The sequence below is a fragment of the Bacillus sp. N5-665 genome, assembly GCF_022637375.2.
Lineage (GTDB): Bacteria > Bacillota > Bacilli > Bacillales > Bacillaceae_G > Bacillus_A > Bacillus_A wiedmannii.
The window spans coordinates 4,173,649-4,197,718 of the sequence record NZ_CP093325.1 but is presented as its reverse complement, the minus strand read 5'-3'; the positions used below and the strand labels follow the sequence as shown (position 1 = coordinate 4,197,718).

The window sequence follows — 24,070 nt, the reverse complement described above, 5'->3', positions numbered from 1 at the left end:
ATTGCGAATTATGTAGAAAAAAATAAGAATATTTCGTATAATTTAAGTACAATCATTTTGAAATAGGGGTGGCATCATATGGAGCAAATTCCGGTAAAGAGAATAGAAGAAGTACTTGTTGTAGCAGGGGACGATAAACAGAAGCAAAAGGAATTTTATGAATTGCTCTTATCTACTGAGTTTTATGTTGCTGGTTCACTAGAAGCAGAGGACGGGGCAACAGAAGGAATACTTCGTTTGCGTCATTTCCAAGGAGAGGGTAGATGGATTGTTCCGTTCTTTACACAAATGGAATTTGTAAAAGACGTGTTGCCAGAAGGAACGCCCCTTATTACGATACGTGGAAAAGAATTATTGGGTAGCATTGAGAAAGATGCTACAGCAGTATTAAATGTTGGCACTGATATAAGTAAAACATTTATTCCAGAAGAAGTTGCAGATATCGCATCTGGACGAATTTTTAATTATTATAAATAAAAGGAAAAGCGGAATCGCTTTTCCTTTTTAATTTGAATACGGATTGGCTACGCCAGAAGAAATAGAGAGTGTTTTATTATTTGTATTTATTGTCGCTGTAGCTCCAAGAGGAATCCCGATGTTTGGGCTTATATGTCCAATCGGTAAACCGAATAGAACAGGTATATGATATGGTGCGAAATATTCATATAGTATTGTTTGCAATGATTGAGATGGTTTAGAAGGAGTGCAGTCGTGACAACTTGTAAAAATAATACCGCTACATTCATTAAACTTGCCAGATAAAAGTAGCTGATTTAACATACGGTCAATGCGATACGGTTCTTCCCCAATGTCTTCAAGTAATAAAAGTTTATTAGCAGTATTTATCTCATAGGGTGAGCCAATTATACTCGTTAATACAGTTAAATTTCCTCCCGCCAATGTGCCTGTAACTGTACATGGAGAGGTAGGTACGATACATTCTGAAGCAGATAAGATGGTTGAATACGGATGGAATAGTTGATTGAAAGAAGATAAAGAAAGAGAATCTACACCTTTACCTAGTTCTTCAACCATTGGACCATGAAAAGTAACAAGCTTTGCATAACGTGAAAAGGCCGTATGTAAAGCTGTAATATCGCTATATCCCCAAAAGATTTTTGGATTCTGCTGAATGATTTCATATTGAATGTGAGGGAGGAGACGAGCACTTCCGTAACCACCTCGTGCACAGAAAATGGCCTTTACTTCATTATTTGTAAATGCTTCATGTATATCATCGAGCCGAACTTGATTACTTCCAGCTAAATATCCATATTTCTCATAAACACTCTTCCCGATTACTACAGATAAACCCATTTCTTGTAATAGGGTTACCCCTTTTAATACATTTTCAATTGTTGGTGGGCCGGACGGTGCAATAACCATTACTGTATCACCTTGTTGTAACGCATTTGGATATATCATTGTTTTTAGCCTCCTTCCCTTTCAATATATTCGCTTCCTATGAAGTTCAACCCTTGTAAAAGAAGGGGAAAGTTTGTCAAATAAAGAAGATATAAGGGGAATAGGAGGAGAAATGATGTTTACAAGTCGCGTAATAGATCTATTACAAATTAAGTATCCCATCATTCAAGCAGGTATGGCAGGTGCGATTACGACGCCTGAGCTTGTTGCAGCTGTAAGTAATAGCGGAGGACTAGGAACGCTTGGAGCAGGCTATATGAGCCCTGAGCAAATTCGTGAAGCAATTAATAAAATAAGGGAACGAACTGATAAGCCTTTCGGTGTTAATTTACTGTTAACGAAAGAGATACAAATAGAAGAAGAGAAGATAAACTTGGCCAAGGGATTACTTAGCGGAGTGAATAGAGAATTCGGTATAGAGGAAGAAGAGCAGTTAAAGCTTCCAAAAAGTTATAAAGAACAATTACAAGTGTTAGTAGAAGAAAAAGTGCCAGTCGTTAGCTTTGCATTTCAAATGTTAGAAAAAGAAGAAATAGATGAATTGAAAAGAAGAGAAATCAAAGTCATCGGAACAGCTACTCATGTGGCAGAGGCGAAAGTGCTTGCTGAATTAGGAGTAGACATTATTGTCGGTCAAGGTAGCGAGGCAGGAGGGCATAGAGGAACGTTTATTGGGAAAGAACAGGACGCTATGATTGGGACGTTTGCATTAATTCCGCAGTTAGTAGCAGCAGTCCCGCATATCCCAATTGTTGCAGCAGGTGGTGTAATGAACGGACAAGGGCTTGTTGCGGCATTTTCACTGAGGGCAGAAGCTGTTCAAATGGGATCGGCCTTTTTAACGAGTGAAGAAAGTATTACGCATGATGTGTATAAAGAAGCAGTTTTACATAGTACAGATACGAGTACAACTGTGACCCGTGCGTTTTCCGGGAAATATGCGCGGGGTATTCGTAATGAATTTATAGAGAGACATGAAGGGAAAGAAGAAGGGCTTCCGATGTATCCAGTGCAAAATGTATTAACCTCTAAAATACGCCAAGAAGCAGCAAAACAAAATAAAGGAGAATACATGTCGCTTTGGGCAGGGCAAGCGTCATCATTAGCACGAATAGAATCAGCTCAGCATGTAGTGGAGCGAGTTATGAAAGAAGCAGAGAACGCAATCGAACAATTACAAAATATATATAGAAAAAGACCACTTGAATAATTCAAGTGGTCTTTTCGTTAGTTTGCTTTATAAAATTGTTGGATGGCCTCATCGATATAAACCCAGCCTTTCCAACCTAAGTGCATATGATCTTTTAAGAAGTATTTATCATACTCATGATTTGAGAAGTCAGCAATTGGATAGCCAGCTTTCTCAATTTGCTCATGAACTTTCTTGTAGTACAATTCGCGACGTTCTTTCGGGAAGCCAGCGTAATCGTACCAAGGACCTTTTACAGGAACAGAAATGAAGAGTGGTTTTGCACCAGATTGTTTTAATAAATCAAGTACAATTTGTAAATCTTCATATTCTGGCGATTGATCATAAGCATCATTTTTTAAGTAGCCTTCACGTTGCTTCAATTTCTTCTTAATTTTGCTATTGAAGTAATCATCTTCGATACCATATTCGTTAGATCCTGATTCTACTGCACCAGTTTGATCTGCATGTTTACGAGCCTCGTCCCAATTCATTTGTTTTAATGAAGGGTCAAGTTTTTCTTTATGCGGTTTAATATCAAACATTGCTGTAAATAAATCTTTACGATCTAAAATGTTACGATAAATATAAGCGAAAGGTTTAGCAGCAAGTGCTTTTACTTTATGCTTTGTATCATCATAAACGATACCTTCAAGCGAAATTTTTAGTAAAGTTTCTTTCTTGACGATTTCAAAGTTTAATAAACGTTTTGCAATTTGCTTTTTCATTTCAGGCTTTAAATCATCATTGAAAAGCAAGTGATAGCCTTGTTGTTTTGAAAAGTTAGGTGCAAAGTGTGTTTCATCAATACCTTGTGGTACAAACCATTGAGGAGAAAGAACGAATACCATTTTCTTATCCTTCAATTGATCCATAGTAGATGCAAAGTTTAACACATGTACAAGGTCTTGTGTTCCCCCGCGTCCAAGTAGGAATGGTGTGAACCCTTCAGGCTTTACTTTGAAATAATTTGATGGATGGAAAGCATCCATACGTGCGAATTCTGATGAACCGTACATCGGAAGGTATTTCGGGTCTGCTAACATCTTTTGCTGTAATATCATACTTTGAATCTTTTCTTCTTTTAAAGAAGTGGCAGCTTGTTCTACTTTTTCATCACTTAAAAGTGGAAGTAGGAAGCGCGTTGGAATAAGTAAGAATACAGCAAAAAGGGCCAATGCTAAAAGCATCGGACCAAATTTTGCTTTGTTCATCGGATTTCTTCCAACTTCTTAATAACCATGTTTGGTGTAGCCCACTCGTCACGGTCAAAATCAGAAATAGAAACTTCAATATCTAAACGCTCTTGGAATTCAACTAATAAAGATACTACAGCGAAAGAATCAAGAATACCTTCTTCAAATAATTGAACATCTAAGTTTTCTTTCACAATATCGTTTTCACATACTTCTTCTAAAATATCTAATACTTGCTCTTTAAATTCTGCCATTTTTAAAATCTCCTTTATATCCGAAATATATTATATGTGCAACTTCTTACTAGTATAAGAAGGGTGCATTAAAAGTATCTGTTAAGGTGTCCAGAGAAAATTAGGAAACCGAAACATACAACGTGGAACGTAATTACAATCGCAAGGACATGTGTAAATTTATTGTTTGGCCAAAACTTATGCTTCTTGTTTTTTCGCTCGAAAATATCGAATAAAATAAACAGTGCGGCATGATATAGACCATAAATAACATACTGCGCAACAGCGCTTCCTTGGATGTGCCAAATTCCCATGATGAAGAAGTTTAAAAATGCACCGATATACGAAATTGTGTAGCGGTTTTTAATTAACTTTTTCTTCGTTGCAAAAAAGACGAAACGCATGTAAATAAAATCACGGAACCAGAATGATAAACTCATGTGCCAGCGGTTCCAGAAGTCTTTAATGTTACGACTAAGGAATGGCTTATTAAAGTTTTCAGGAGTTTTAATTCCCATCATGTAACTGATACCAATTACGAACGCACTATAACCTGCAAAGTCAAAGAATAATTGCATGCTAGTAGCGTACATAAAAATCGCATTAGATAAAAGTGTATCTTGATTGGCGAATACTGCCTTTACAAGATATGTTGTTATCAAGTGCGCAATTATAAATTTATACAGAAAACCTTGGAAAATACGGTTAAGCCCTGTATATAGTAACTTTTGATATTCCTCAGCGCTAGGTGGCTTTTGGATATCTTTTTGGAATCTACGGTAACGATCGATAGGTCCACTTGAAATCGCAGGGAAGAATAAAACGAATTCCCAGAAATTAAAGAAGGAAAGTTCTTTAATTAAATTATCACGAACTTCAAAGACCATTTGTACTGCTCTAAATGTTACGTAAGACATACCTGCGAAAACAATAAAATGTAATTCAGGCACAAATGGTGCGATTTTTGCCAAAATAAGTGGCAAAATCGATAAAATAACAGCTATACAAAACATGAATGTACTATTATTTTGTTTTCTTAAAATTAAATAGCCTTTAATTAGGGCATATTGCCAAATAATAAATGCGGCTAACATAATCGCTTGCTTCGGTTTATCCGAGAAGATAATAACGAGCATTACTAATGTTAAAACGGCATTATATTTACGCAACATTTTACCTTTTAGTCCAGCTATGATAGTAGGTATTAATAAAATGCCCACTATAGCGAAAAAATAAAATGATCCATATGCGGTCATGCTGTAACCTCACTCAATAATTTTTTGCGATCTACCTTTCCATTTGGTGTCATTGGAATAGAAGATTGATACATGAATTTACGTGGAATCATGTAGTTTGGTAATCGCTCATTGAGTTCTTTTTTAATTGCAGATGTTAATTTGAATTCTTTTTCAAATGAATGTTCGCCAGGAACAACAACCGCTAATAAATAATCGTATTTCTCACCTTTTTTAATTGGAACGATAACTGCTCCTTCTACGTAAGAACACGCACGAAGGTGATGCTCAATTTCTTCTAATTCCATTCGATAACCATGCAGCTTAATTTGGAAATCAAGACGACCATTATAGAATAGAAGACCATTTTCAACATAGCCAGCATCGCCTGTTTTATAGGCGCGCTCACCGTCAATCATAGTAAATGCTTTTTCTGTTAATTCAGGACTTCCTAAATATCCAACACTTACGCTTGGACCGACAATTACGATTTCACCTTTTTCACCATCAGGTGCAAGCGTACCATCTTCTTTCATAATAAGAAGGCGGCAATCTGATTTACAGTAGCCAACTGGAAGTGATTTGTATTGATCAAGCACTTCTTCTGTAACGTGAATACCTGTTACAGCGACAGTAGCTTCTGTTGGACCGTACGTATTCATAATTGTCGCTTTCGGGAAACGCTCAATTAATTTTCTAGCTACTTCATTTGGTAACACTTCACCGCAGAATAAGAATGTTTTCATGTTCGGTAGCATACTCTCAGAGAAAGATGCTTCCATTAAACACATCTCTGCGAAAGATGGTGTTGAAGTCCATACTTGTATATCCGATTGCTCTAAAGAAGCAAACAAGTCTTTTGGACGTGCAATCATATCTTTATCGATTGCCCAAAGTGTACCACCTGTTACTAAGGATGGGTAAATATCCATGACAGATAAATCGAATGAGAAAGGTGCTTGGTTTAAGAATACTTGTCCTGTTTGTAAGTTGAAATCTTCTACAGCCCATTTTGTAAAGCTTACAAGGCAGTTATAAGTAATCTGAACCCCTTTCGGATTACCTGTGCTTCCTGATGTGTAAATAATGTAGAAGTTCTCATCACCTTTTACCGCATGTTCAGGATTTGGAGTGTTCCCTTTATGAGTAAAGAAAATATCTTTTAAGTTGTCTTCACTTACAATGCGAACTGGTAAATCAGTTACAGTTACTTCAGTTCCTGATAAAAGTAGTTTCGCACCAGAATTTTCAGCGATACGTTGTACACGATCAGCTGGGATAGATAAATCTACAGGAATATAAGCGTGTCCAGCTTTTACACATCCTAAAAAGTTAATAATCATTTCAGGTTGCATATGGCCATACACCATAATTGGTGAACGATCATCTGGATACTCAGAAGAAATCCAATGTGCTAACGCATCAGAATCTTCCTTTAATTGTTTGTACGTAATTTTCGCATCTCGCCAAACAAAAGCAGTTTGATCAGGCGTTTCAATAGCCCACTTTTCAATTTGTTCTAATAACTTCATAACGTTCCCACCCTAAAATTCGTTGTAAATAAATGTACTTGTGTTTGTATCATGGAATCCATACAACCAAAGTAATGCAAATAAAATTGCAAGGTAATAAACCGTCTTTGCAACCCATTGTGTGAGTGGTCGAGACCATATCTCTTTTAATCTTTCCATGTCTTTCCCTCTCTTAATGAAATGATAGCTCTTTGTAGGTATCATGTCCTACATTATTGTGAAAAAAACAAAATTCCACATTTTAGGTAAAAATAAGTCAAAAGGCTCTTTTCTGATATTAGCACTAAATACTAAAAAAGAAAATCCCTAACTTAGCAATTATATTACATTCAGCATGAATTTGTAACGGGTTTGACATGTAAATAGGAAGTGGATTGTGTGAATGTATAAAAGTGGTCTGGGAGAATGTATAGAAATGTAATATTTGTTTGAGTTTTTCATAGTTAATGTATGAATTGTTAAAGTTTCATAAGAGGAGGAATTTCTGATGAAGAGGATGTGGAAGGATCTTATTTCAGAAGAAAACATTATTAAGTGGAGACAGCATTTTCATAAATATCCGGAATTATCATTTCATGAAAAAGAAACTTCACAATTTATATATGATACATTATGTTCATTTTCTTCTTTTGAAGTAACGAGACCGACGAAGTATAGTGTACTAGCAATTAAAAGAGGGACGGGACAAGGGAAAGTAGTTGCGATTCGAGCTGATATAGATGCTTTACCAATTCAAGAAGAGACAAGGAAATCTTATACGTCTGTGAATAAAGGAATGATGCATGCATGTGGGCATGATGCTCACGCAGCTATTTTGTTAAGTACAGCGGAGGTGCTATCAAATATAAAGGAAGATTTCGTAGGTGAGATTCGTCTCTTCTTTCAGCACGCAGAAGAGGTGTATCCTGGCGGGGGACAAGAAATGGTTGAGGCAGGCGTGATGGATGGTGTTGATTATGTAATAGGTTTACATGTTATGTCTGGATTGGAGAGCGGGAAAATCGGAATTGCGTATGGACCGATGATGGCGGCACCAGACGTATTTACAGTTGAAATTCAAGGGAAAGGAGGGCATGCGGCGAGGCCAGAAGAAACGATAGATCCTATTGCTATCGGAGCGCAGATTATTACAAATTTACAACATATCGTATCAAGAAATACAAGTGCTTTCATGCAAAGAGTTGTTTCAGTTACGCAGTTTCATGGGGGAATGGCTGATAATATTATTCCTAATGCAGCAACTTTAATGGGAACTGTGCGTTCTTTTAATCAAGCGTTAAGAATAGAAGCAGAAGAGAAAATTGAGCAAATCGTGAAAGGAATCACAAAGGCACATGGAGGAAAGTATACATATACGTATCGATACGGATATGATCCGGTTATTAATGATGAATATATTACGAAAGTAGTAGAAGAAAGTGCACTACATTTGTTTGGGAATGAGCGTGTTGTGAAGCTTGAACCTTCTATGGGAGGAGAAGATTTTTCAGCATATTTAAGAAAGGCACCGGGTTGCTTCATTAAATTGGGGACGGGGAATGAAAAGGTAGATACTTGTTATCCGCATCATCATCCGAAATTTGATGTAGATGAATCAGCTTTAATTTATGGAGTGGAATTATTTTTAGAGACAGCGATAAGACTACTAAAATCATAGAAAAGTATAAAAAAAGGCAACTGCGCTCTATCGCAGTTGCTTTTATTTCTTTCCGTCAGAGAGGGCTGAGAAAGAACTATGCTCATTTATAGTATATGAATAGCTAACGGACAAGCTTGTACATTTTAATCATTTTTTAAAAAATAGTTATTGACATTGATAATCACTGTCAATTAATCTAAGGGTAGTTGAAATTGATAATTATTATCAATAGGATGGATGAGACATGTTAATGAGAAAAAAATTTCACCTTCTGCGGAGGGGATTAAAAGATAAAAATAAAGATGTTGATCAGCATATGGAATGGCAACGAAATGTAATTCGTTCTGAATATGTAGATGAGAAGAGTACGCTTCCAACAGAAAAAGAGATACAAGGTAAAAGGAGAGATTTAGTTGAGTAAGTTAGTAATGATTTTTGCAAGTATGAGTGGAAATACAGAGGAAATGGCTGATCATATTGCGGGTGCAATTCGTGAAACAGAAAATGAAATTGAAGTTATCGATATTATGGATTCACCAGAAGCTTCTATACTAGAACAGTATGATGGAATTATTTTAGGTGCTTACACTTGGGGAGATGGTGACCTTCCTGATGATTTCTTAGATTTTTATGATGCAATGGATTCTATTGATTTAACCGGGAAAAAAGCGGCAGTATTCGGATCATGTGATTCGGCTTATCCGAAATACGGCGTGGCGGTTGACATTTTAATAGAAAAGCTACAAGAGCGCGGAGCTGCAGTTGTGTTAGAAGGACTAAAAGTAGAATTAACGCCAGAAGATGAAGATGTAGAAAAATGTTTACAGTTTGGAGCTGAATTTGTAAAACACCTTTCTTAATGGCAGAAGGGAGATGAAGAGCAAGTGCATGAGAAAATCGCAATCAAAACGATGACAGATTATCATTTGTATGATTTTATGCGTTGTCCGCATAAATTTTATTTCCGTCATATAAAAAGAAGAGAACCTTCTTCATTTGAATGGCAACAAATCGCACAAATGATTGTGAATCGAATTATTAATGAATATTACACACTACCTGCGGGCCAACAAACGAAAATCGTACTTTTAATATTAATAGAAAAGTATTGGAAAAAAGTAAGGATTAATATGTTTGCTTCAAAGACGGAGTATTATATTGTGTTAGCGAAGTTAACGGATCACTTATTACAGTTTGTTGAAAGAGATGATAGTCAGACACCGCCGTTATTTTTATATGAAAAATTTCAAACATATATGGAAGAGTTAGGTGTCCACATGTCATTGACATTAGAAGTTGGTGAGTGGAGTACTGAGTCGTTTGTAATTAAAAAGTATGTTGTCGATGCGGATGAGGAAATGCTTGCTCTTTGTCAAAAGTTAATGACAGTATTCAGTTATAAAGCTTTCGGAATTCTTCCCGGAAAAATTGAAGTTATTAATTTAATAGAAGGAACTAAGTATGAGTACATTCCGAAACAGGAAGATATTATAACTGGCATGGCTGATTTATCTAGAATGAAAGAAATGTTGCAACAACCTGAGCATTATACAGAGCGTCATTTTCGTTCTGAGTGTATGAGTTGTGCGTTTCGTAGGGAATGCCAAGGGGAAGAAGTAAAGAAAGAAGCGAAGCAGAAGAAAAATATCGTACATTAAAGGATGCAATTTTGCATCCTTTTTTGTTATTGACATGAAAAGCTTTTCATCATTTACCGTATATTTGTAGCAGATTTTAATAAAGGGAGGAATAATCAATGGAAGATGAAATGAAAGTATTTCAATGGTTAAAAGAACAGAATGCTCCTTTTGGGATTCAACTACAAATTTTACAAGCATTTCAACTGTATAAAGTCATTGTTGAAATGGATAAAAAGTTAATGATGTATGAGGAAAGAGAGTATAGGGAGAGAATATAATCTCATCCCTGTAGTATTAGTTTCAGTTTTTTAGTACCTGCTAGGAATTCAAGTTCATTCTTTGTTTCAAAGTTATAAATAATATTATGTAGTAAAGGGCTGTACCGATAAAAACTCGTGATGCGGTGAATGAGTAATGGATCATGGTGTGAAGTAAGTGTACAGTATTGTTCATATACTGATGTAGTAAATTCATGCCCGAAATCATAATATAGCCCAGCAAAGTCAAAGGCGGGATCTCCAATTTGAGCATCACCCAAATCGATAATCCCTGAAATATCTTTATTTTGGTTATCAAATAAAATGTGATGATGTGTAAAATCAGCGTGAATAATTGTATTTTGAAAAGTGGTTGTATCGATACAAGTAAAGAAATTTTCGAACAAACGATTTAAAGATGATTGCTGGAACGAAGTAAGACTATTAGTAACATACTGATTTAACTTAGTTTGTAGCTTTTTCCAGTAGGTAAGTGTTTTTTCAACAGGGAATCCTAACGTTGTACCTTGTTTTAAAGGAATACTATGTAGGGTCGCAAGGAAGGTAGCTAATTGTGTAATAATTATTTTCAGTTCTTTATCCTCAAGCTTAATTACTATGTCTGTTTTTAATGGTTCACCATGAATGAGAGTATAGTAACTACAAAACGGAATAGTATCAGTATCTTTTCTATAGAATAGGTGATACTGTGGAACCTCAATTTCATGTAGTGAATAAGAGAGACATGTGCATAGTTCTTTTTCTAACGGAATGCGCATTGCATATTCCTGTTTTCGCGGGAAACGAAACAGTAACTCATCATTTACGATAATAGCTACATTATCCCACCCTTCTTCATTTTGTTTATAGGAGTGTATAGAAAGATTAGGCAAAGCTTCTTTTATATATTGTTTGTAAGAGTCCATCATTGTTCCTCATTTCAAAGTTAAGTTATTCCACTTCATGATATCAGAATTTTCTTTCTATATGTTAAAATATAACTATCATTATGAAGAGGGAGCGGGATTGTTATGAAGAAAAGAATACTAATCACTTCTTTATGTATCGCTTTTGGAGTGTTTTGGTCATATAAAGAGGCGGTTTTTGCTAGTTATAAACCGATTGATCAGTACGGGTTAAATAAGGGATTACAGAACAAAAGTATAGAAACTTTAACTCATAATGAAATGAAAAAGGTAGGAGAACATTTTGTGACAGAGCAACTATCAGTGTTTGAGTTTAATAATAAAGAAGATGTGAAACGAAAAGGTGAAGAAATATTTTTTAATAGAGGGTATGATCGATTAATAGAAAATTATTATCCAAATCGTTTTCAGGATTTAGAGTATAAATTTATAAACGAGGATATACGTGAAGTGACGGATGAAAGTTTTCTCTATAAAACTGTAGCATACGTTGCGGGTACTGAAAATGGTAAGAGAAGCGAAATGAAATTGAATTATGAAATGAAAATTGTAAAGGTTAATAATATATTTAAAGTGTTAGAACAAAAACAGTACGTACAATAAAGTGAAACATGAATGAGTGCCACAAATAGCCGATAAAAAAATCCCCCAGTTCTTTGAGGGATTCTAAAGATTTTCATTTTGTTGACCAAGTTCTTTTTGAGCAATATATAAATTTCCTTGCTCGACTTGTTTCTGAGTAAGAACAGAATCACCCGCATATCCTTTTTCTGTTTTTACAGTTCTTTTTGAACGATTGGAATTTTGTTTCTTCATATAATAGACCACCCTCCATCAAAAATAAACGAAAATGATGAGTACGAGTAACACAGCGGCAAAAATGGTAATGCCCATTAAAAACGAGGTGTTTTTATATTTAGGTGTCTTATGTACATCTTGCCGATATCCAGGTGAAATTTCAGGGGCGAATTCTTCATCGAATGATTGCTTTTTTTCTTTTTCGTCCATATGTATCCACCTTTCTTTTTCATTATGTTATACGTTCAAAGAAAAAATATGCATAAAGAAAACCGCCCTCTATCGTGAGCGGCGGTTTTCTGTTGTATATTTTCTTTGAACTTGAAAGAGACGGACAAGAAGGAAAGTGGCACCAAATGCTAGACCGATAATAAGACCGATCCAATATCCTTTTGCTGCCCAGTCAGTGTAAGTTGCTAATATGTAACCGAGAGGGAGACCTATTACCCAATAAGCGATTAATGTCATAATTAAGGAAACATTTACGTCTTTATAACCACGTAGTGCCCCTTGTACAGGAGTTGCAATTGCATCTGAAATTTGAAATAAAATCGCAAATATAAGAAATTCTTTTGCTAAATGATGAACTTGTATATCTGTCGTATAAATAGAAGCAATTGCATCATCAAAGAAATAGAGAAGAATTGAATATAATAGGGCGAATGCAAGTGCTAAGCCAATCCCGATAAATCCATATTGTTTTGCGTTATTGTATCGCTTTGCTCCAACTTCGAATCCAACAGCGATGGTCATTGCCATTGCTAAACTTAAAGGAGTCATATATAACAAGGAAGCGAAGTTCATAGCTGCTTGATGAGCTGCGATTGTTGTCGTACTAAAATTACTCATCATAAGTGTCACCGCAGCGAAAATACTTGTTTCAAAAAAGATAGCAAATCCAATAGGGACGCCAAGTTTTAAGAATTCAGTCCAACTTGAAAGAGAAGGACGATATAATTGTTTAAAGATATTGAAAGATGCGAAAGGTTCTTTCGTACGAATAATAATAACGGTAATAATTAAAATGCACCAATAGGTTGCTGCAGAAGCAATTGCCGCTCCAACACCACCGAGTTTTGGAAAACCGAAATGACCAAAAATTAATACATAATTTAATACTACGTTAATTGGTAATGATAGTAATGTAATGATCATCGTTGTGCGAGTTTTTCCTAATGCATCAATAAACCCGCGTAAAACAGTGTAAGTAAATAAAGGGATAATTCCAATTGCAATAATACTTAAAAATTGTGCCGCAATACGTTCCACAGGTTCTTCCAGGCGCATGCCGTTTAAAATAGGTGAAACAGCGAAGAAACCGATAAGGATGACCACGAAACTAGCACAAATTGCTAAATATACTGCTTGTATGACAACTTGGGGAACATCCTCTTTTTTCTTGGATCCAATGAGCTGTGCAACAATTGGAGTGGTAGCCATTAAAATTCCTGTTAATCCGGTACTAACGGGAAGCCATATACTTGTTCCGATAGCAACACCCGCTAAATCAATAGGACTTGCGTGCCCTGACATTGTCGTATCGAAAAAACTCATTGCAAATAATGACATTTGCGTTACGAAAATCGGGAAAAATAGTAATACAAATTGCTTTAATTTTTGTGAGAATGAATTAGTTTCTTTCATAAAATCCCCTTTCCGCTAAAAAAACAAACTCTTACTATCATACAATTTAATCAAAAAATAGAAAAGAAATACGCGCATACAACATGTACAATCAATAAAAAAAGGATGCACTTTAAAAGGGGATAAGGTATTATGATAAGGTGTGAAAAATTACATATTCGTTATTAAGGAGGCACTACTCGTGGCTGATTGGTTAATTGGAATAATCATGGGGGCTGTTGAAGGTTTAACAGAGTTTTTACCAGTTTCATCAACAGGACATATGATTTTAACAGGTCATTTACTTGGATTTGACGACGAGAGAGCGAAAGTTTTCGAAGTTGTTATTCAATTGGGATCGATTTTAGCAGTTGTTGTTATATTTTGGAAGCGTCTATGGTCTTTAGTAGGTATAGGGAAAGTAACAGAGGGACCATCGTTAAATTTATTACATATTATTATCGGGATGATTCCTGCCGGCGTACTTGGCGTATTGTTCCATAGTGCGATTAAAGAAGTTTTATTTGGGCCAGGCCCAGTTGTCATCAGTTTAGTGGCTGGTGGTATTTTAATGATTGTTGCTGAGAAGTTTTCGAAACCAAGTACAGCAAGAACATTAGATGAAATCACATATAAGCAAGCTTTTACAATTGGAATGTTCCAATGTTTAGCGCTTTGGCCAGGATTTTCTCGTTCTGGTTCTACAATAAGTGGTGGTTTATTAGCTCGCGTGTCACATACAGCGGCGGCTGAATATACATTTATTTTAGCAGTACCAATGATGGTAGCTGCAAGTGGTTTAGATTTAATTAAAAGCTGGGATATATTAAGTGCGGCTGATATCCCGTTATTTGCAACAGGATTTATTACAGCATTCGTTGTTGCGATGCTTGCAATTGTTTCATTCTTAAAATTATTAGGTCGTGTAAAACTAACACCGTTCGCTTACTACCGTTTCATTTTAGCTGCGGTATTCTATTTCTTCATTATGTAATAAAAAAACTGCCGAGTTCGGCAGTTTTTTTATTTTACTACTTTTTCCATCATGCTTTCCATTACATGTTCCCAAAGAGAAGTATCATCCGCTAATGTAGCACGGAAATTAGCGTACATTTCTTTTTGTTTTTCTTCGAATGTTGGATCTTCTTTTTCAGGTAATGTAGCGCGCATTGAAGTTACTAACTCTTGTACTTTTGGAGCGCGTGGTCCCCAAACGGCTTGTTCATTTCCATCTTTATCAATGAAAATAAAAATTGGAATGGCACGTGCTGTTCCATTTGTTAAATATTGATCCATTAATTCTAAGTTTTCATCGCGAATTAATAATCTCATATCAATATTTGCAACTTCAGAAATTCGTTTCATAACAGGTACGCATAAAAGAGCGTCACCACACCAATCAGCTGTTAATACGATAACACGCCAGCCATCATTTTGGCGTTCTTCTAATACAGGAAGTAATTCATTTGGAATTAAAAAGTTATTGTAAATGTGCAGTAGCTCGTATTGATTTACTTTCATTTCATTCACATATGTATCAAAGGACATACCTTTATCAGCCCATTGTTGTAAGTTCATAAGTAACACCTCTTTAGTATGATTTGTTTTCATTGTACCAATTTTTATATAGAAAAGCTTGTATTCTTACTCCTTCTTGTCACTTAATAATTTATTTAATAGGAAAAGGAATAGTACGACACATAATTCAGCAATGTTGGACAGTTGAACACTCTCTATCCAATCGTCGGCAGTATGAATGACGAACCAATCTAGCGTAATTTCAATGATTGCAAAAAGAGTAATAGCCAGCCAATTTGGCATGTTTTTTGTCATTGGATATAGCAACGCCTTGAGGAAACCGAAGATAAAGAATGTAATACCGTCTAAGAAAGTGATTAATAAAAAAAATAGAAGTAAAGCAGTGCGTGATCTATACTCTATACCTGTAATATGAAAGATTCCTACATATACAAAGAATATAAATGCAAAAATTATAATGAGAAACAGAATAACAAAACCAATAATCAAAGTCTTATCTTTTAGATTGAGATTAGAAAATTTGTCTTCTTCACTCACTATTCTATCTCCTTTTTCTGGAAATTTAATTTTATTGTATCATGAAATGTATATTAAAAAACTACGAATTATGGGGAAATAAGGTGACAAAAAGTAAGATTTCATGTAAAATTATTAATAAGGTTTTTATTTAACTAAATGAAATAAAAGGGGCTGTCAAAATTGTCTCAAAATCGAGAGCAATTAATGGAAGAACTATCGACAAATGTTTTTGCTATGTTTCGCACGTTGCGTAATGATATTGGAAAAATATTTGGTGGTTACATACCGTGGAATGAGTTCATCGTCCTTAGAATATTGAACCGTACGAATAAAGAAATGGTATCACGTGTAGCTAATGAGTTAAATGTGTCGAATAGTCATATTACAGCTGTTACAGAAAAATTAATTAATAAAGGCTTTGTAACCCGTTCACGTTCTACATCAGATCGCAGAGTTGTATATTTAGAGATTACAGAGCAAGGAAAAGATTTAGTTGCAAAAATGGAAGGGGAGAAAAAGAAATATTTACAAGAAAGATTCTCCGCACTTTCAGAAGAAGAAATGAATATAATGATAGCTATTTCTAAAAAACTTATTTAAGTCATTACAAGTAAGAAAACGCTTACGTATTAAAGGAGAAGACCTTCCCTATGTGAGGAAGGTCTTCTTTCGTATGTAAAAGATTATAAAAAAGAAAATATGTAACATACTACTAGTAAAGGAAGGGGGCAAAAATATGACAAATCGAAATGGTAGTAAAGGGAGCGGAAATCAAGGCTCACCAAAATCAGGACAATTTCAGCAAGAGTTTAGTGCGGAATTTGATACTGGTAATGATAACAAAGGAAAAGAATATCGTTCGAAAAAAGGAAGTAAATCAAAAAAGGAGTGAATCATTTCACTCCTTTTTTTTATTTAAGATGCTGCAGATTGATCTGTATTATATTTTTCTTCTGATTTTGCGACGATCATTGCACAAATTGCATCACCGGAAATATTTACAGCTGTTCGTGACATATCTAGAATGTGGTCAATACCGATAATTAAGGCAATACCTTCTACCGGTAGATTTACTTGATTTAAAACCATCGTAAGCATTACAAGTCCAACACCTGGTACACCAGCAGTACCGATACTAGCTAGTACAGCAGTTAATACGACGAAAGCTAATTGGGACATAGTAAGCTCAACTCCGTATACTTGAGCGATAAACACAGTTGCTACACCTTGCATAATGGCAGTACCATCCATATTAATCGTTGCACCCAGTGGTTGTACAAAAGAACTTATCGCTTTTGGAACACCAAGTTTTTCTTGTGCTGTTTTCATTGCAAATGGAAGAGATGCATTAGAGCTAGATGTACTAAACCCAATTGCCATTACCGGTCCGAAATGTTTAAAGAAACGGACAATGCTTTCTTTTGCTAATACCTTTAATAATCCGCCATACACGAAGACGCCGTGAATAATAAGTACTAGCATAACGACAATCATATACTTGAACATCGCAGCGACGCCTGCAAGACCCATTTTACCAACGGATGAAGCGAGCAATCCAAATGTTCCGATTGGAGCTAATTTCATAACGAGATTAACAAGATACATCATTAATTCGTTGCCCTGTTCAAGTAATGAATGGGTAACCTTGGACCCGTTTTCCTAAAATAGCTATACCGAGTCCGATTAATACGGCAAAGGCAATAATTTGTAACATGTTTCCATCAGCCATCGCTTTTGCTGGGTTATCTGGTACGATATTTAGCAATGTATCGACGAAAGATGTTTCGGTTTTTGCCCCTTCATATTTAAGCCCTTCTGTTTTAAAGTTACCGCCAGATCCTGGTTGAATAATCAGTGCAAATGTAACTGCAATAGAGATAGCAACGGCTGTAGTTACAAGAAAGAATGAAATTGATTTTAAGCCGATTCTTCCAAGTTGTTTCGGGTCTCCAAGCCCAGCAGCCCCAAGCACGATAGAAATGAATACAACAGGAACAACTAGCATTTTAATGAGGCGAATAAACAATTGACCAAGTGGATTGAACACAAATTGATTTAATGGTTCAAAATGGATGGTGCAGCTAAATTTAAAGTGAGTCCAACAACTAAACCGAGAAATAATGCAATTAAGATTGCTTTTGTTTGTTTCAATAAAACCCCCCTTATTTTTGTGAAATTGCTTTCTACATTAATTGTACCGAAAAACTACCTATTTTGACGGTATTTTCTGGATATTCCGTGTAAAAATTTGTGTTTAAATATAGATTGCTTTTGCTAAAGTAAGCAAAAAAGTTGGGGAATCTAGTTAGAAAACAAAGTAGACCATCACATAGGATGGTCAAGGAAGGGGACAATTTATGTCAATTTAATTAGGGATGGAAGCCATTCAAAGACACTGGGGAATGTCTTATAAATTAGGGAGGAACAGCTTCGGTACATATACTATAAAAGTTGGATGTGACCAGGGTGTGAATATAGAGTGAAAGAGAGAGGGAGTTTTAAATAAGAGGTAGAGTAAACAAAAAAATAAGACCATCACATAAGAGATGGTCAAGGAAGGGGACAATTTATGTCAATTTAATTAGGGATGGAAGCTATTCAAAGACACTGGGGAATGTCTTATAAATTAGGGAGGAACAGCTTCGATACATATACTATAAAAGTTGGATGTGACCTTGGTGTGAACATAGAGTGAAAGAGAGAGGGAGTTTTAAATAAGAGGTAGAGTAAACAAAAAAATAAGACCATCACATAAGAGATGGTCAAGGAAGGGGACAATTTATGTCAATTTAATTAGGGATGGAAGTTGTTCAAGACACTGGGGAATGTCTTATAAATTAGGGAGGAACAACTTCGATACATATACTATAAAAGTTGGATGTGACCTTGGTGTGAACATAGAGTGAAAGAGAGAGGGAGTTTTAAATAAGAGGTAGAGTAAACAAAAAATAAGACCATCACATAAGAGATGGTCAAGGAAGGGGACAATTTATGTCAATTTAATTAGGGATGGAAGTTGTTCAAGACACTGGGGAATGTCTTATAAATTAGGGAGGAACAACTTCGATACATATACTATAAAAGTTGGATGTGACCTTGGTGTGAACATAGAGTGAAAGGTATGAGAATTTGAGAAATGATACATATAAAATGATTGTTGCGAGAGTTGTAGAGTACGAATAAATATAATAGAAAGTTTCTTGTCATAAAATGAAGTGGAGTTCAAGTATAAATAAAAGTTGAAATCTTTAAAAAAAAGGATTATGCTCAACTATATTATAAGAATATAAGGTTTATCCCGCTATGTAAGGTTTCTTATAAGCCTTTAGTTATGAGGGGAAAAGGGAGTTAGTGAATATGGAAGTAACAAAAAGACAAGGGCTGTATAATCGTTTTATACGATTAAATCCACCACAAATATTAGCATTAGGTTTTTTCTGCTTAATTGTGGTTGGCGGTTTGTTATTAAAGTTACCATTCGCAACGAAAGTACATATTAGTTGGGTAGATGCTTTCTTTACGGCAACGTCAGCAGCAACTGTAACGGGATTAGGAGTAGTAGATACTGCAAGTACGTTTACGATGTTTGGCGAGATTGTTATTATGTTTTTAATTCAAACAGGTGGTTTAGGTCTTATGACAATTGCCATTTTAATTGTTTGGGTATTAGGTAAAAAAATCGGGTTACGCCATCGATTATTAATCGGAGAGGCATTTAATCAGACAAATATAGGTGGTCTTGTAAAATTAGTAAAGCGTGTCTTTATATTTTCAATTTGTATTGAGCTTATTGGAGTCATTTTTTTATCGTTTCGCTTTATTCCAGAGTTTGGCTTTGGAAAAGGTGTATACTATAGTATTTTTCACGTTATTGCATCTTATAATAATGCTGGATTTGCTCTATGGCCGGATAATTTAACAAGGTATGTAGGAGATCCTATTGTTAATATTGGGATTTGCTCTTTAATCGTAATAGGTGGTCTCGGTTTTACCGTATTAATTGATATATGGTATAGTCGTAGCTTTCGAAAATTATCAATTCATTCTAAAATCATGATTGTTGGAACGGTAGCGTTAAATGTTATAGCAATGATTGTGATTTTTGTATTGGAATATAATAATGTGAAGACGTTAGGGAATTTACCTTTAAATGAAAAGTTATGGGCTTCTTTCTTCCAAGGTATTACTCCTCGTACTGCTGGATTTAATACAGTTGACTACGGGGGAATGGAAGAATCATCTATATTATTTACGATGGTTTTAATGTTTATTGGTGCAGGAAGTGTATCAACAGGTGGAGGGATTAAATTAACAACGTTTGTTATTTTAGTTACATCCGTCCTTTCTTTCTTTAGAAAAAAAGAGGAAATCGTTTTATTTCAGCGCACAATTAAAATGTCAACAGTAACGAGAGCGTTAGCTATTGCTGTTGCCAGTCAAATACTCATTTTGGCAGCGGTATTTGTATTAATGCTTACAGAAAACTTCAGCTTTATTCAGTTACTATTTGAAACAATTTCAGCGTTTGGTACAGTAGGGTTAACGATGGGAATTACTGCAAAGTTATCAGCGTTTGGAAAATGTATTATTATGTTTGTTATGTTTTGTGGATTAATCGGACCGTTAACACTTGTGTTTTCTTTAGCGCGACCAGCAAAACAAAAAATTAAATATCCATCGGAAGATGTATTTACAGGATAAGGTATCTCGCATAAGCGAGATACCTTTTTCTTTTTAAAAAAGGGAGAACAATAATCCGACAAGTGCTACTCGGAATAAAATTGCAATGAGTGCTGCAATTCCGCCGACAATCGCAGCGATACCACCAGTTACAGTAGCTCCGCGATTATAAGCGTAAATTCCAAGTAATACAGAAACAAGACCAAATAGTGTTGGGAAGGTAAAGAGTGATAAGATAGATAAGGCAAGAGCGATAAAGCCAGCAGTTGATCCAGCGGCAGACGATCTTATATCCTCTTTATTTTCTTTTTCATCGTAATCATAATCAATGCGCTGTGGTGCAACCTCAGCTGCGTATTCTTCTTTATAGTCACTATAATCACTATCTATTCTATCTCTTTTCTTATATTCATCAAATTTCTCAGTCAAAGTCATGACTCCTTTCATAACAAGGTTCAATAGTAGTATGCATCTCTTTTTCTTTTTTATCCCGCTATTTGTGATCCGCAAACGCCCGATTGGTGAGGGTTAATACTTAATAGGTGATGAACAAAACCTCATTGATTAAAGTTTTACTTTATCCGAGCGTGTACAAGGCATAATTCTACTTAGAAGAGTGGAATTGTTTTTTTGAAATAGGAAAAGTTAGTATGACTTCCTCTATTTTGGAAAGTATAAAAAAGAATAATGAGGAAAGGGTGCAATACATAATGGAACATCCAATTGAAAATTTAATGAAAACAGCAATGACAAATTTAAAAGAGATGGTAGATGTAAATACGATTGTTGGAAGTCCAGTTTCAACGGCTGATGGAAATGTAGTATTAACAGTATCTCAAGTGGCTTTTGGTTTTGGTGCCGGCGGAAGTGACTTTAAAGGTGATTTTATTTCCGAAAAGCATAATAACGGACAAGGGCAGCATAAAGAGAACAAGCAAAGCCATCCATTTGGAGGCGGAAGCGGGGCTGGGGTTTCTATTAGCCCAGTTGCTTTTTTAGTAGTCGGTTCTAACGGTGTGCAAGTATTACACCTCAATAGTAGTACACATTTAATTGAAAAGGCTTTAAATACGGTACCAAGCACTGTAGATAAATTTGTAAATGGTCGCCAAAAGTGAACTTGCATTTTTTAGGAATTGTGATATATTAGAAAAAGTGCGCTTTATGATGATCGGAATAATTGAACTGTAAATATATATGATGTGTGGAATAAGGGAGAGGAATTTATGATTAATATCAAAAACTTAGTAGTTGGCTTATGTATGTTAGTAAGCGGTTTTGTTGTATATGTAATAAAAGAAAAAGCTCCATTTTAAAACAGACAAACCGTTACTGTCTGTTTTAAATTTGTAAAAAATGTTGACAAGTTATTGTATTGGTGTTAAAATTTTAATTCGTGTCTCGGTTACAGCTAGTGTAAAGTAAATAAACCTTATAAATATAATACGAAAAGTTTGCGAAAGATCGGGTAGTCTTACCAACAACTTTTGTGAACAAACCCTATAAATTATTATTGTAGGCTTTATATGTATACTAGTGAATCAAGGAGCGGTCAGTGGAACCGTAATGATGAGAGAGAGGTAGGGCTTTCATCCAGTATATGTTACTTTCCCGTTAGGTGAATATAAAAAAGAGGACTCCTTTTCAAAAGGAGTCCTCTTTCTTTTTTAAGTGCGGCTCTCAACTTGCTGACAAATTTCATCTGTTGTTAAACCATGAGCTGCAATTACCGATCCCTTAATTGATGCATCTGCAATACCCATCATATTAGAATCTTGCCCAGTTACAACACAACAATCGCACCCTTGTGCATCATGTTCGGAGCCCAGGGTAACAACTTCATGTCCCTGTTGCTGAAGAGCTTGTTGAACATCTGTTAATGAGTTTTCAACGCCAATTCTAGCCATAATTCTCACCTCCTACCATCTAGTTGCTAGTATGCTCTAGTACATCGTATATATTTATGCAAAGACGGTAGGAAGCATATATTTATCCTGCTATTTACAGATAGCTTGATTAAAGTATCACTTTATTTAGTCGTTATATACACCAGTAAGCATTTGACTTACGAATTGATCGTTTAAAGTATCTTGGGCAGAAGAAGTATTTGAATGAATGTCAATTGAAGCAATAAAATTATTATGTTCTTTATTATTTGGTTCTACCTCTACATAATTATCGAATTTACAAAAACCTTTCGTATCCATTAGATCAAATAGTTGAAGCATTTCTACTACCTCTTGTCTCGTTCCTTTAATTTGTACACACGCCATATTGATTTCCTCCTTCATTTTGACAAATTGTTTTTTAAAAATAGGATTATGATTACGAAACGAAAAATATGAATGTTATTTTTAGACAGCGTTATTTTTATTATTTTCCCCCTTTTTCAGCAAAAGTCCTTATATATTCCCGAATTTATAAAAACGGACGTCCGTTTATTGAATACAATAGATTCGTATTAATTGATGAAAATCCTTCTTTTAAACAAATATTTTTTTTAGGGGAAATTGACGAAAAAATTTTTTTGACTTTTTGTAAACGTTAACAATGCTGTTAAATCAATATAATCAAAGATGTACGTACGATTAAAAATTATAAATTTTCTAAAAATTCACTTGATTTATTTAGAAAGGAGAGTAAACTAGGAAACAATAAAAAATTCATAGAACATAGGAGGCGCTTTCCAGTGAACGAGCAATGGATTTTCTTAAATGGAGAATTTGTTCCAAAAGACGAGGCAAAAGTTTCAGTATATGATCATGGTTATTTATATGGCGATGGAGTATTTGAAGGAATTAGAGTATATAGCGGTAATGTTTTCCGTTTGAGAGAGCATCTTGTCCGGTTATATGAATCAGCAAAATCCATCATGTTAGAAATTCCATATTCTTTAGATGAAGTAACGGATATTGTTGTTGAGACGATTCGACAAAATAAATTATCTAATGGATACATTCGCCTTGTTGTATCGAGAGGAGCAGGAAATCTTGGATTAGATCCTGATTCTTGTAAGAAACCGAATGTAGTAGTAATTGCAGAACAACTATCTTTATTCCCGCAAGAATATTATGAAAAGGGGATTCCGGTTGTAACAGTTGCAACGCGCCGAAACCGTCCAGATGTTTTGTCGCCTCAAGTAAAATCTTTAAATTACTTAAACAATATTTTAGTTCGTATTGAAGCGAAATTAGCTGGAGTACAAGAAGCACTTATGTTAAATGATCAAGGATACGTAGCTGAAGGCTCAGGAGATAACGTGTTTATTGTAAAAGGAAATAAATTAATTACACCACCAAGTTCTGCTGGAGCGTTAGAAGGCATTACACGAAACGCTATATTAGAAATCGGTGAAAAACTTGGATATGACGTTAGAGAAGAGTTATTTACAAGACATGATGTATATGTAGCTGATGAAGTATTTTTAACAGGAACGGCTGCTGAAGTAATTGCTGTTACGACAGTAGATGGTAGAACGATTGGTTTAGGGCAAACAGGTCCACATACGAATCGTTTATTAGAAGAATTCCGAAAGTTAGTTGTAGAAGATGGAGAGAAGATTTACGAAGAAAATAAAGTTGGATAACAACTCTTTATAACAATAAGAAAGCGTTGAGAGGGAGGAGTAGTTGATTGTGA

Annotated in this window: 31 protein-coding genes, 1 pseudogene and 1 other annotated feature (1 of these 33 cut by a window edge); of the genes and pseudogenes, 16 read left to right on the top strand and 16 right to left on the bottom strand. The window is 35.2% G+C overall.

What is annotated here, in order from left to right; translation table 11 throughout:
- Positions 1-78: 78 nt before the first annotated feature.
- The gene (locus MNO09_RS24115; RefSeq protein WP_241950061.1) at positions 79-477 is read left to right on the top strand and encodes an SseB family protein; all 399 of its coding nucleotides are present in this window, start codon (positions 79-81) and stop codon (positions 475-477) included.
- 27 nt (positions 478-504) lie between these two features.
- Here MNO09_RS24115 and MNO09_RS24110 read toward each other — a convergent pair whose 3' ends face one another.
- Positions 505-1,425 (bottom strand): S66 peptidase family protein, encoded by a 921-nt coding sequence (locus MNO09_RS24110; RefSeq protein WP_088106964.1) that lies wholly within the window; start codon positions 1,423-1,425, stop codon positions 505-507.
- 115 nt (positions 1,426-1,540) lie between these two features.
- Between MNO09_RS24110 and MNO09_RS24105 the strand changes: the two genes are divergently transcribed.
- Complete coding sequence (locus MNO09_RS24105) at positions 1,541-2,635, top strand: NAD(P)H-dependent flavin oxidoreductase (protein WP_000495246.1); 1,095 nt, start codon at positions 1,541-1,543, stop codon at positions 2,633-2,635.
- A 17-nt stretch (positions 2,636-2,652) separates the two neighbouring features.
- On the opposite strand, the gene dltD is transcribed toward MNO09_RS24105, so the two are convergent.
- The 5 genes from dltD to MNO09_RS24080 form a co-directional block, all read right to left on the bottom strand.
- Positions 2,653-3,828 carry a D-alanyl-lipoteichoic acid biosynthesis protein DltD gene (gene dltD, locus MNO09_RS24100; RefSeq protein WP_001030275.1) on the bottom strand — a complete coding sequence of 392 codons (1,176 nt, stop codon included), beginning with the start codon at positions 3,826-3,828 and terminating at the stop codon, positions 2,653-2,655.
- The gene (dltC, locus tag MNO09_RS24095; RefSeq protein WP_000807310.1) at positions 3,825-4,064 is read right to left on the bottom strand and encodes a D-alanine--poly(phosphoribitol) ligase subunit DltC; all 240 of its coding nucleotides are present in this window, start codon (positions 4,062-4,064) and stop codon (positions 3,825-3,827) included. The genes dltD and dltC overlap by 4 nt, the downstream gene beginning before the upstream one ends.
- Before the next feature lie 68 nt (positions 4,065-4,132).
- On the bottom strand, positions 4,133-5,299 hold the full coding sequence (gene dltB / locus MNO09_RS24090) for a D-alanyl-lipoteichoic acid biosynthesis protein DltB (protein WP_088106965.1): 1,167 nt from the start codon (positions 5,297-5,299) through the stop codon (positions 4,133-4,135).
- Entirely contained in the window at positions 5,296-6,810 is a 1,515-nt protein-coding gene (gene dltA / locus MNO09_RS24085) for a D-alanine--poly(phosphoribitol) ligase subunit DltA (RefSeq protein WP_000770526.1), read from the bottom strand. Before dltA ends, dltB begins: the two co-directional genes overlap by 4 nt.
- A gap of 12 nt (positions 6,811-6,822) precedes the next feature.
- On the bottom strand, positions 6,823-6,969 hold the full coding sequence (locus MNO09_RS24080) for a teichoic acid D-Ala incorporation-associated protein DltX (RefSeq protein WP_000440293.1): 147 nt from the start codon (positions 6,967-6,969) through the stop codon (positions 6,823-6,825).
- 328 nt (positions 6,970-7,297) lie between these two features.
- On the opposite strand from MNO09_RS24080, the gene amaA reads away from it, so the two are divergent.
- The 5 genes from amaA (at position 7,298) to MNO09_RS24055 (ending at position 10,367) form a co-directional block, all read left to right on the top strand.
- On the top strand, positions 7,298-8,467 hold the full coding sequence (amaA, locus tag MNO09_RS24075; RefSeq protein WP_070168571.1) for an N-acyl-aliphatic-L-amino acid amidohydrolase: 1,170 nt from the start codon (positions 7,298-7,300) through the stop codon (positions 8,465-8,467).
- Positions 8,468-8,693: 226 nt separating this feature from the next.
- Positions 8,694-8,870, top strand: a complete 177-nt coding sequence (locus tag MNO09_RS24070; protein WP_064476703.1) for a hypothetical protein — start codon at positions 8,694-8,696, stop codon at positions 8,868-8,870.
- The gene (locus tag MNO09_RS24065; RefSeq protein ID WP_000041146.1) at positions 8,863-9,309 is read left to right on the top strand and encodes a flavodoxin; all 447 of its coding nucleotides are present in this window, start codon (positions 8,863-8,865) and stop codon (positions 9,307-9,309) included. Before MNO09_RS24070 ends, MNO09_RS24065 begins: the two co-directional genes overlap by 8 nt.
- Positions 9,310-9,333: 24 nt before the next feature.
- Positions 9,334-10,107, top strand: a complete 774-nt coding sequence (locus MNO09_RS24060; RefSeq protein ID WP_048561412.1) for a hypothetical protein — start codon at positions 9,334-9,336, stop codon at positions 10,105-10,107.
- A 98-nt stretch (positions 10,108-10,205) separates the two neighbouring features.
- Positions 10,206-10,367 carry a hypothetical protein gene (locus MNO09_RS24055; protein WP_064476702.1) on the top strand — a complete coding sequence of 54 codons (162 nt, stop codon included), beginning with the start codon at positions 10,206-10,208 and terminating at the stop codon, positions 10,365-10,367.
- A 2-nt stretch (positions 10,368-10,369) separates the two neighbouring features.
- Here MNO09_RS24055 and MNO09_RS24050 read toward each other — a convergent pair whose 3' ends face one another.
- Positions 10,370-11,272, bottom strand: coding sequence for an aminoglycoside phosphotransferase family protein (locus MNO09_RS24050; RefSeq protein ID WP_070168572.1), 903 nt, complete (start codon positions 11,270-11,272; stop codon positions 10,370-10,372).
- Positions 11,273-11,377: 105 nt separating this feature from the next.
- On the opposite strand from MNO09_RS24050, the gene MNO09_RS24045 reads away from it, so the two are divergent.
- Positions 11,378-11,875: a hypothetical protein gene (locus MNO09_RS24045; RefSeq protein ID WP_000746043.1), complete on the top strand. Its 498-nt coding sequence runs from the start codon at positions 11,378-11,380 to the stop codon at positions 11,873-11,875.
- Positions 11,876-11,938: 63 nt separating this feature from the next.
- On the opposite strand, the gene MNO09_RS24040 is transcribed toward MNO09_RS24045, so the two are convergent.
- From MNO09_RS24040 to MNO09_RS24030, 3 genes are all read right to left on the bottom strand, one after another.
- Entirely contained in the window at positions 11,939-12,088 is a 150-nt protein-coding gene (locus MNO09_RS24040) for a hypothetical protein (RefSeq protein WP_000744621.1), read from the bottom strand.
- Between the two features lie 18 nt (positions 12,089-12,106).
- Positions 12,107-12,280 (bottom strand): hypothetical protein, encoded by a 174-nt coding sequence (locus MNO09_RS24035; protein WP_000343561.1) that lies wholly within the window; start codon positions 12,278-12,280, stop codon positions 12,107-12,109.
- Between the two features lie 69 nt (positions 12,281-12,349).
- Positions 12,350-13,714, bottom strand: a complete 1,365-nt coding sequence (locus MNO09_RS24030) for an MATE family efflux transporter (RefSeq protein ID WP_000665397.1) — start codon at positions 13,712-13,714, stop codon at positions 12,350-12,352.
- Between the two features lie 181 nt (positions 13,715-13,895).
- Here MNO09_RS24030 and uppP point away from each other — a divergent pair, with 181 nt between their 5' ends.
- Positions 13,896-14,687, top strand: coding sequence for a bacitracin resistance undecaprenyl-diphosphatase (gene uppP / locus MNO09_RS24025; protein WP_000796250.1), 792 nt, complete (start codon positions 13,896-13,898; stop codon positions 14,685-14,687).
- Between the two features lie 29 nt (positions 14,688-14,716).
- Here uppP and MNO09_RS24020 read toward each other — a convergent pair whose 3' ends face one another.
- Both MNO09_RS24020 and MNO09_RS24015 read right to left on the bottom strand, forming a co-directional pair.
- Complete coding sequence (locus tag MNO09_RS24020) at positions 14,717-15,304, bottom strand: thioredoxin family protein (RefSeq protein ID WP_002070995.1); 588 nt, start codon at positions 15,302-15,304, stop codon at positions 14,717-14,719.
- Positions 15,305-15,337: 33 nt separating this feature from the next.
- The gene (locus MNO09_RS24015) at positions 15,338-15,769 is read right to left on the bottom strand and encodes a YrvL family regulatory protein (RefSeq protein ID WP_001287952.1); all 432 of its coding nucleotides are present in this window, start codon (positions 15,767-15,769) and stop codon (positions 15,338-15,340) included.
- 162 nt (positions 15,770-15,931) lie between these two features.
- Here MNO09_RS24015 and MNO09_RS24010 point away from each other — a divergent pair, with 162 nt between their 5' ends.
- Positions 15,932-16,351: a MarR family winged helix-turn-helix transcriptional regulator gene (locus MNO09_RS24010; protein WP_000081441.1), complete on the top strand. Its 420-nt coding sequence runs from the start codon at positions 15,932-15,934 to the stop codon at positions 16,349-16,351.
- A gap of 136 nt (positions 16,352-16,487) precedes the next feature.
- Complete coding sequence (locus MNO09_RS24005) at positions 16,488-16,643, top strand: hypothetical protein (protein ID WP_000184929.1); 156 nt, start codon at positions 16,488-16,490, stop codon at positions 16,641-16,643.
- A 23-nt stretch (positions 16,644-16,666) separates the two neighbouring features.
- Here MNO09_RS24005 and MNO09_RS24000 read toward each other — a convergent pair.
- Positions 16,667-17,902: pseudogene (locus MNO09_RS24000) on the bottom strand (dicarboxylate/amino acid:cation symporter).
- A gap of 1,206 nt (positions 17,903-19,108) precedes the next feature.
- Here MNO09_RS24000 and MNO09_RS23995 point away from each other — a divergent pair.
- Positions 19,109-20,452 (top strand): TrkH family potassium uptake protein, encoded by a 1,344-nt coding sequence (locus MNO09_RS23995; RefSeq protein WP_000454121.1) that lies wholly within the window; start codon positions 19,109-19,111, stop codon positions 20,450-20,452.
- Positions 20,453-20,485: 33 nt separating this feature from the next.
- Here MNO09_RS23995 and MNO09_RS23990 read toward each other — a convergent pair whose 3' ends face one another.
- Entirely contained in the window at positions 20,486-20,878 is a 393-nt protein-coding gene (locus tag MNO09_RS23990; RefSeq protein ID WP_116480634.1) for an imidazole glycerol phosphate synthase, read from the bottom strand.
- A 203-nt stretch (positions 20,879-21,081) separates the two neighbouring features.
- On the opposite strand from MNO09_RS23990, the gene ytfJ reads away from it, so the two are divergent.
- On the top strand, positions 21,082-21,549 hold the full coding sequence (ytfJ, locus tag MNO09_RS23985) for a GerW family sporulation protein (RefSeq protein ID WP_002096773.1): 468 nt from the start codon (positions 21,082-21,084) through the stop codon (positions 21,547-21,549).
- Between the two features lie 108 nt (positions 21,550-21,657).
- Positions 21,658-21,747: a hypothetical protein gene (locus MNO09_RS23980; protein WP_000608225.1), complete on the top strand. Its 90-nt coding sequence runs from the start codon at positions 21,658-21,660 to the stop codon at positions 21,745-21,747.
- A 351-nt stretch (positions 21,748-22,098) separates the two neighbouring features.
- On the opposite strand, the gene MNO09_RS23975 is transcribed toward MNO09_RS23980, so the two are convergent.
- Both MNO09_RS23975 and MNO09_RS23970 read right to left on the bottom strand, forming a co-directional pair.
- Positions 22,099-22,338: a YkuS family protein gene (locus tag MNO09_RS23975; protein WP_000101010.1), complete on the bottom strand. Its 240-nt coding sequence runs from the start codon at positions 22,336-22,338 to the stop codon at positions 22,099-22,101.
- 126 nt (positions 22,339-22,464) lie between these two features.
- Complete coding sequence (locus tag MNO09_RS23970; RefSeq protein ID WP_000752504.1) at positions 22,465-22,704, bottom strand: DUF3911 family protein; 240 nt, start codon at positions 22,702-22,704, stop codon at positions 22,465-22,467.
- A gap of 68 nt (positions 22,705-22,772) precedes the next feature.
- On the opposite strand from MNO09_RS23970, the gene MNO09_RS23965 reads away from it, so the two are divergent.
- Together MNO09_RS23965 and ilvE are read left to right on the top strand one after the other, a co-directional pair.
- The gene (locus MNO09_RS23965; protein WP_081339346.1) at positions 22,773-22,979 is read left to right on the top strand and encodes a hypothetical protein; all 207 of its coding nucleotides are present in this window, start codon (positions 22,773-22,775) and stop codon (positions 22,977-22,979) included.
- A 141-nt stretch (positions 22,980-23,120) separates the two neighbouring features.
- Complete coding sequence (ilvE, locus tag MNO09_RS23960; protein WP_001005492.1) at positions 23,121-24,017, top strand: branched-chain-amino-acid transaminase; 897 nt, start codon at positions 23,121-23,123, stop codon at positions 24,015-24,017.
- Between the two features lie 17 nt (positions 24,018-24,034).
- Positions 24,035-24,070, top strand: a binding site (T-box leader); it runs 192 nt beyond the window's last position.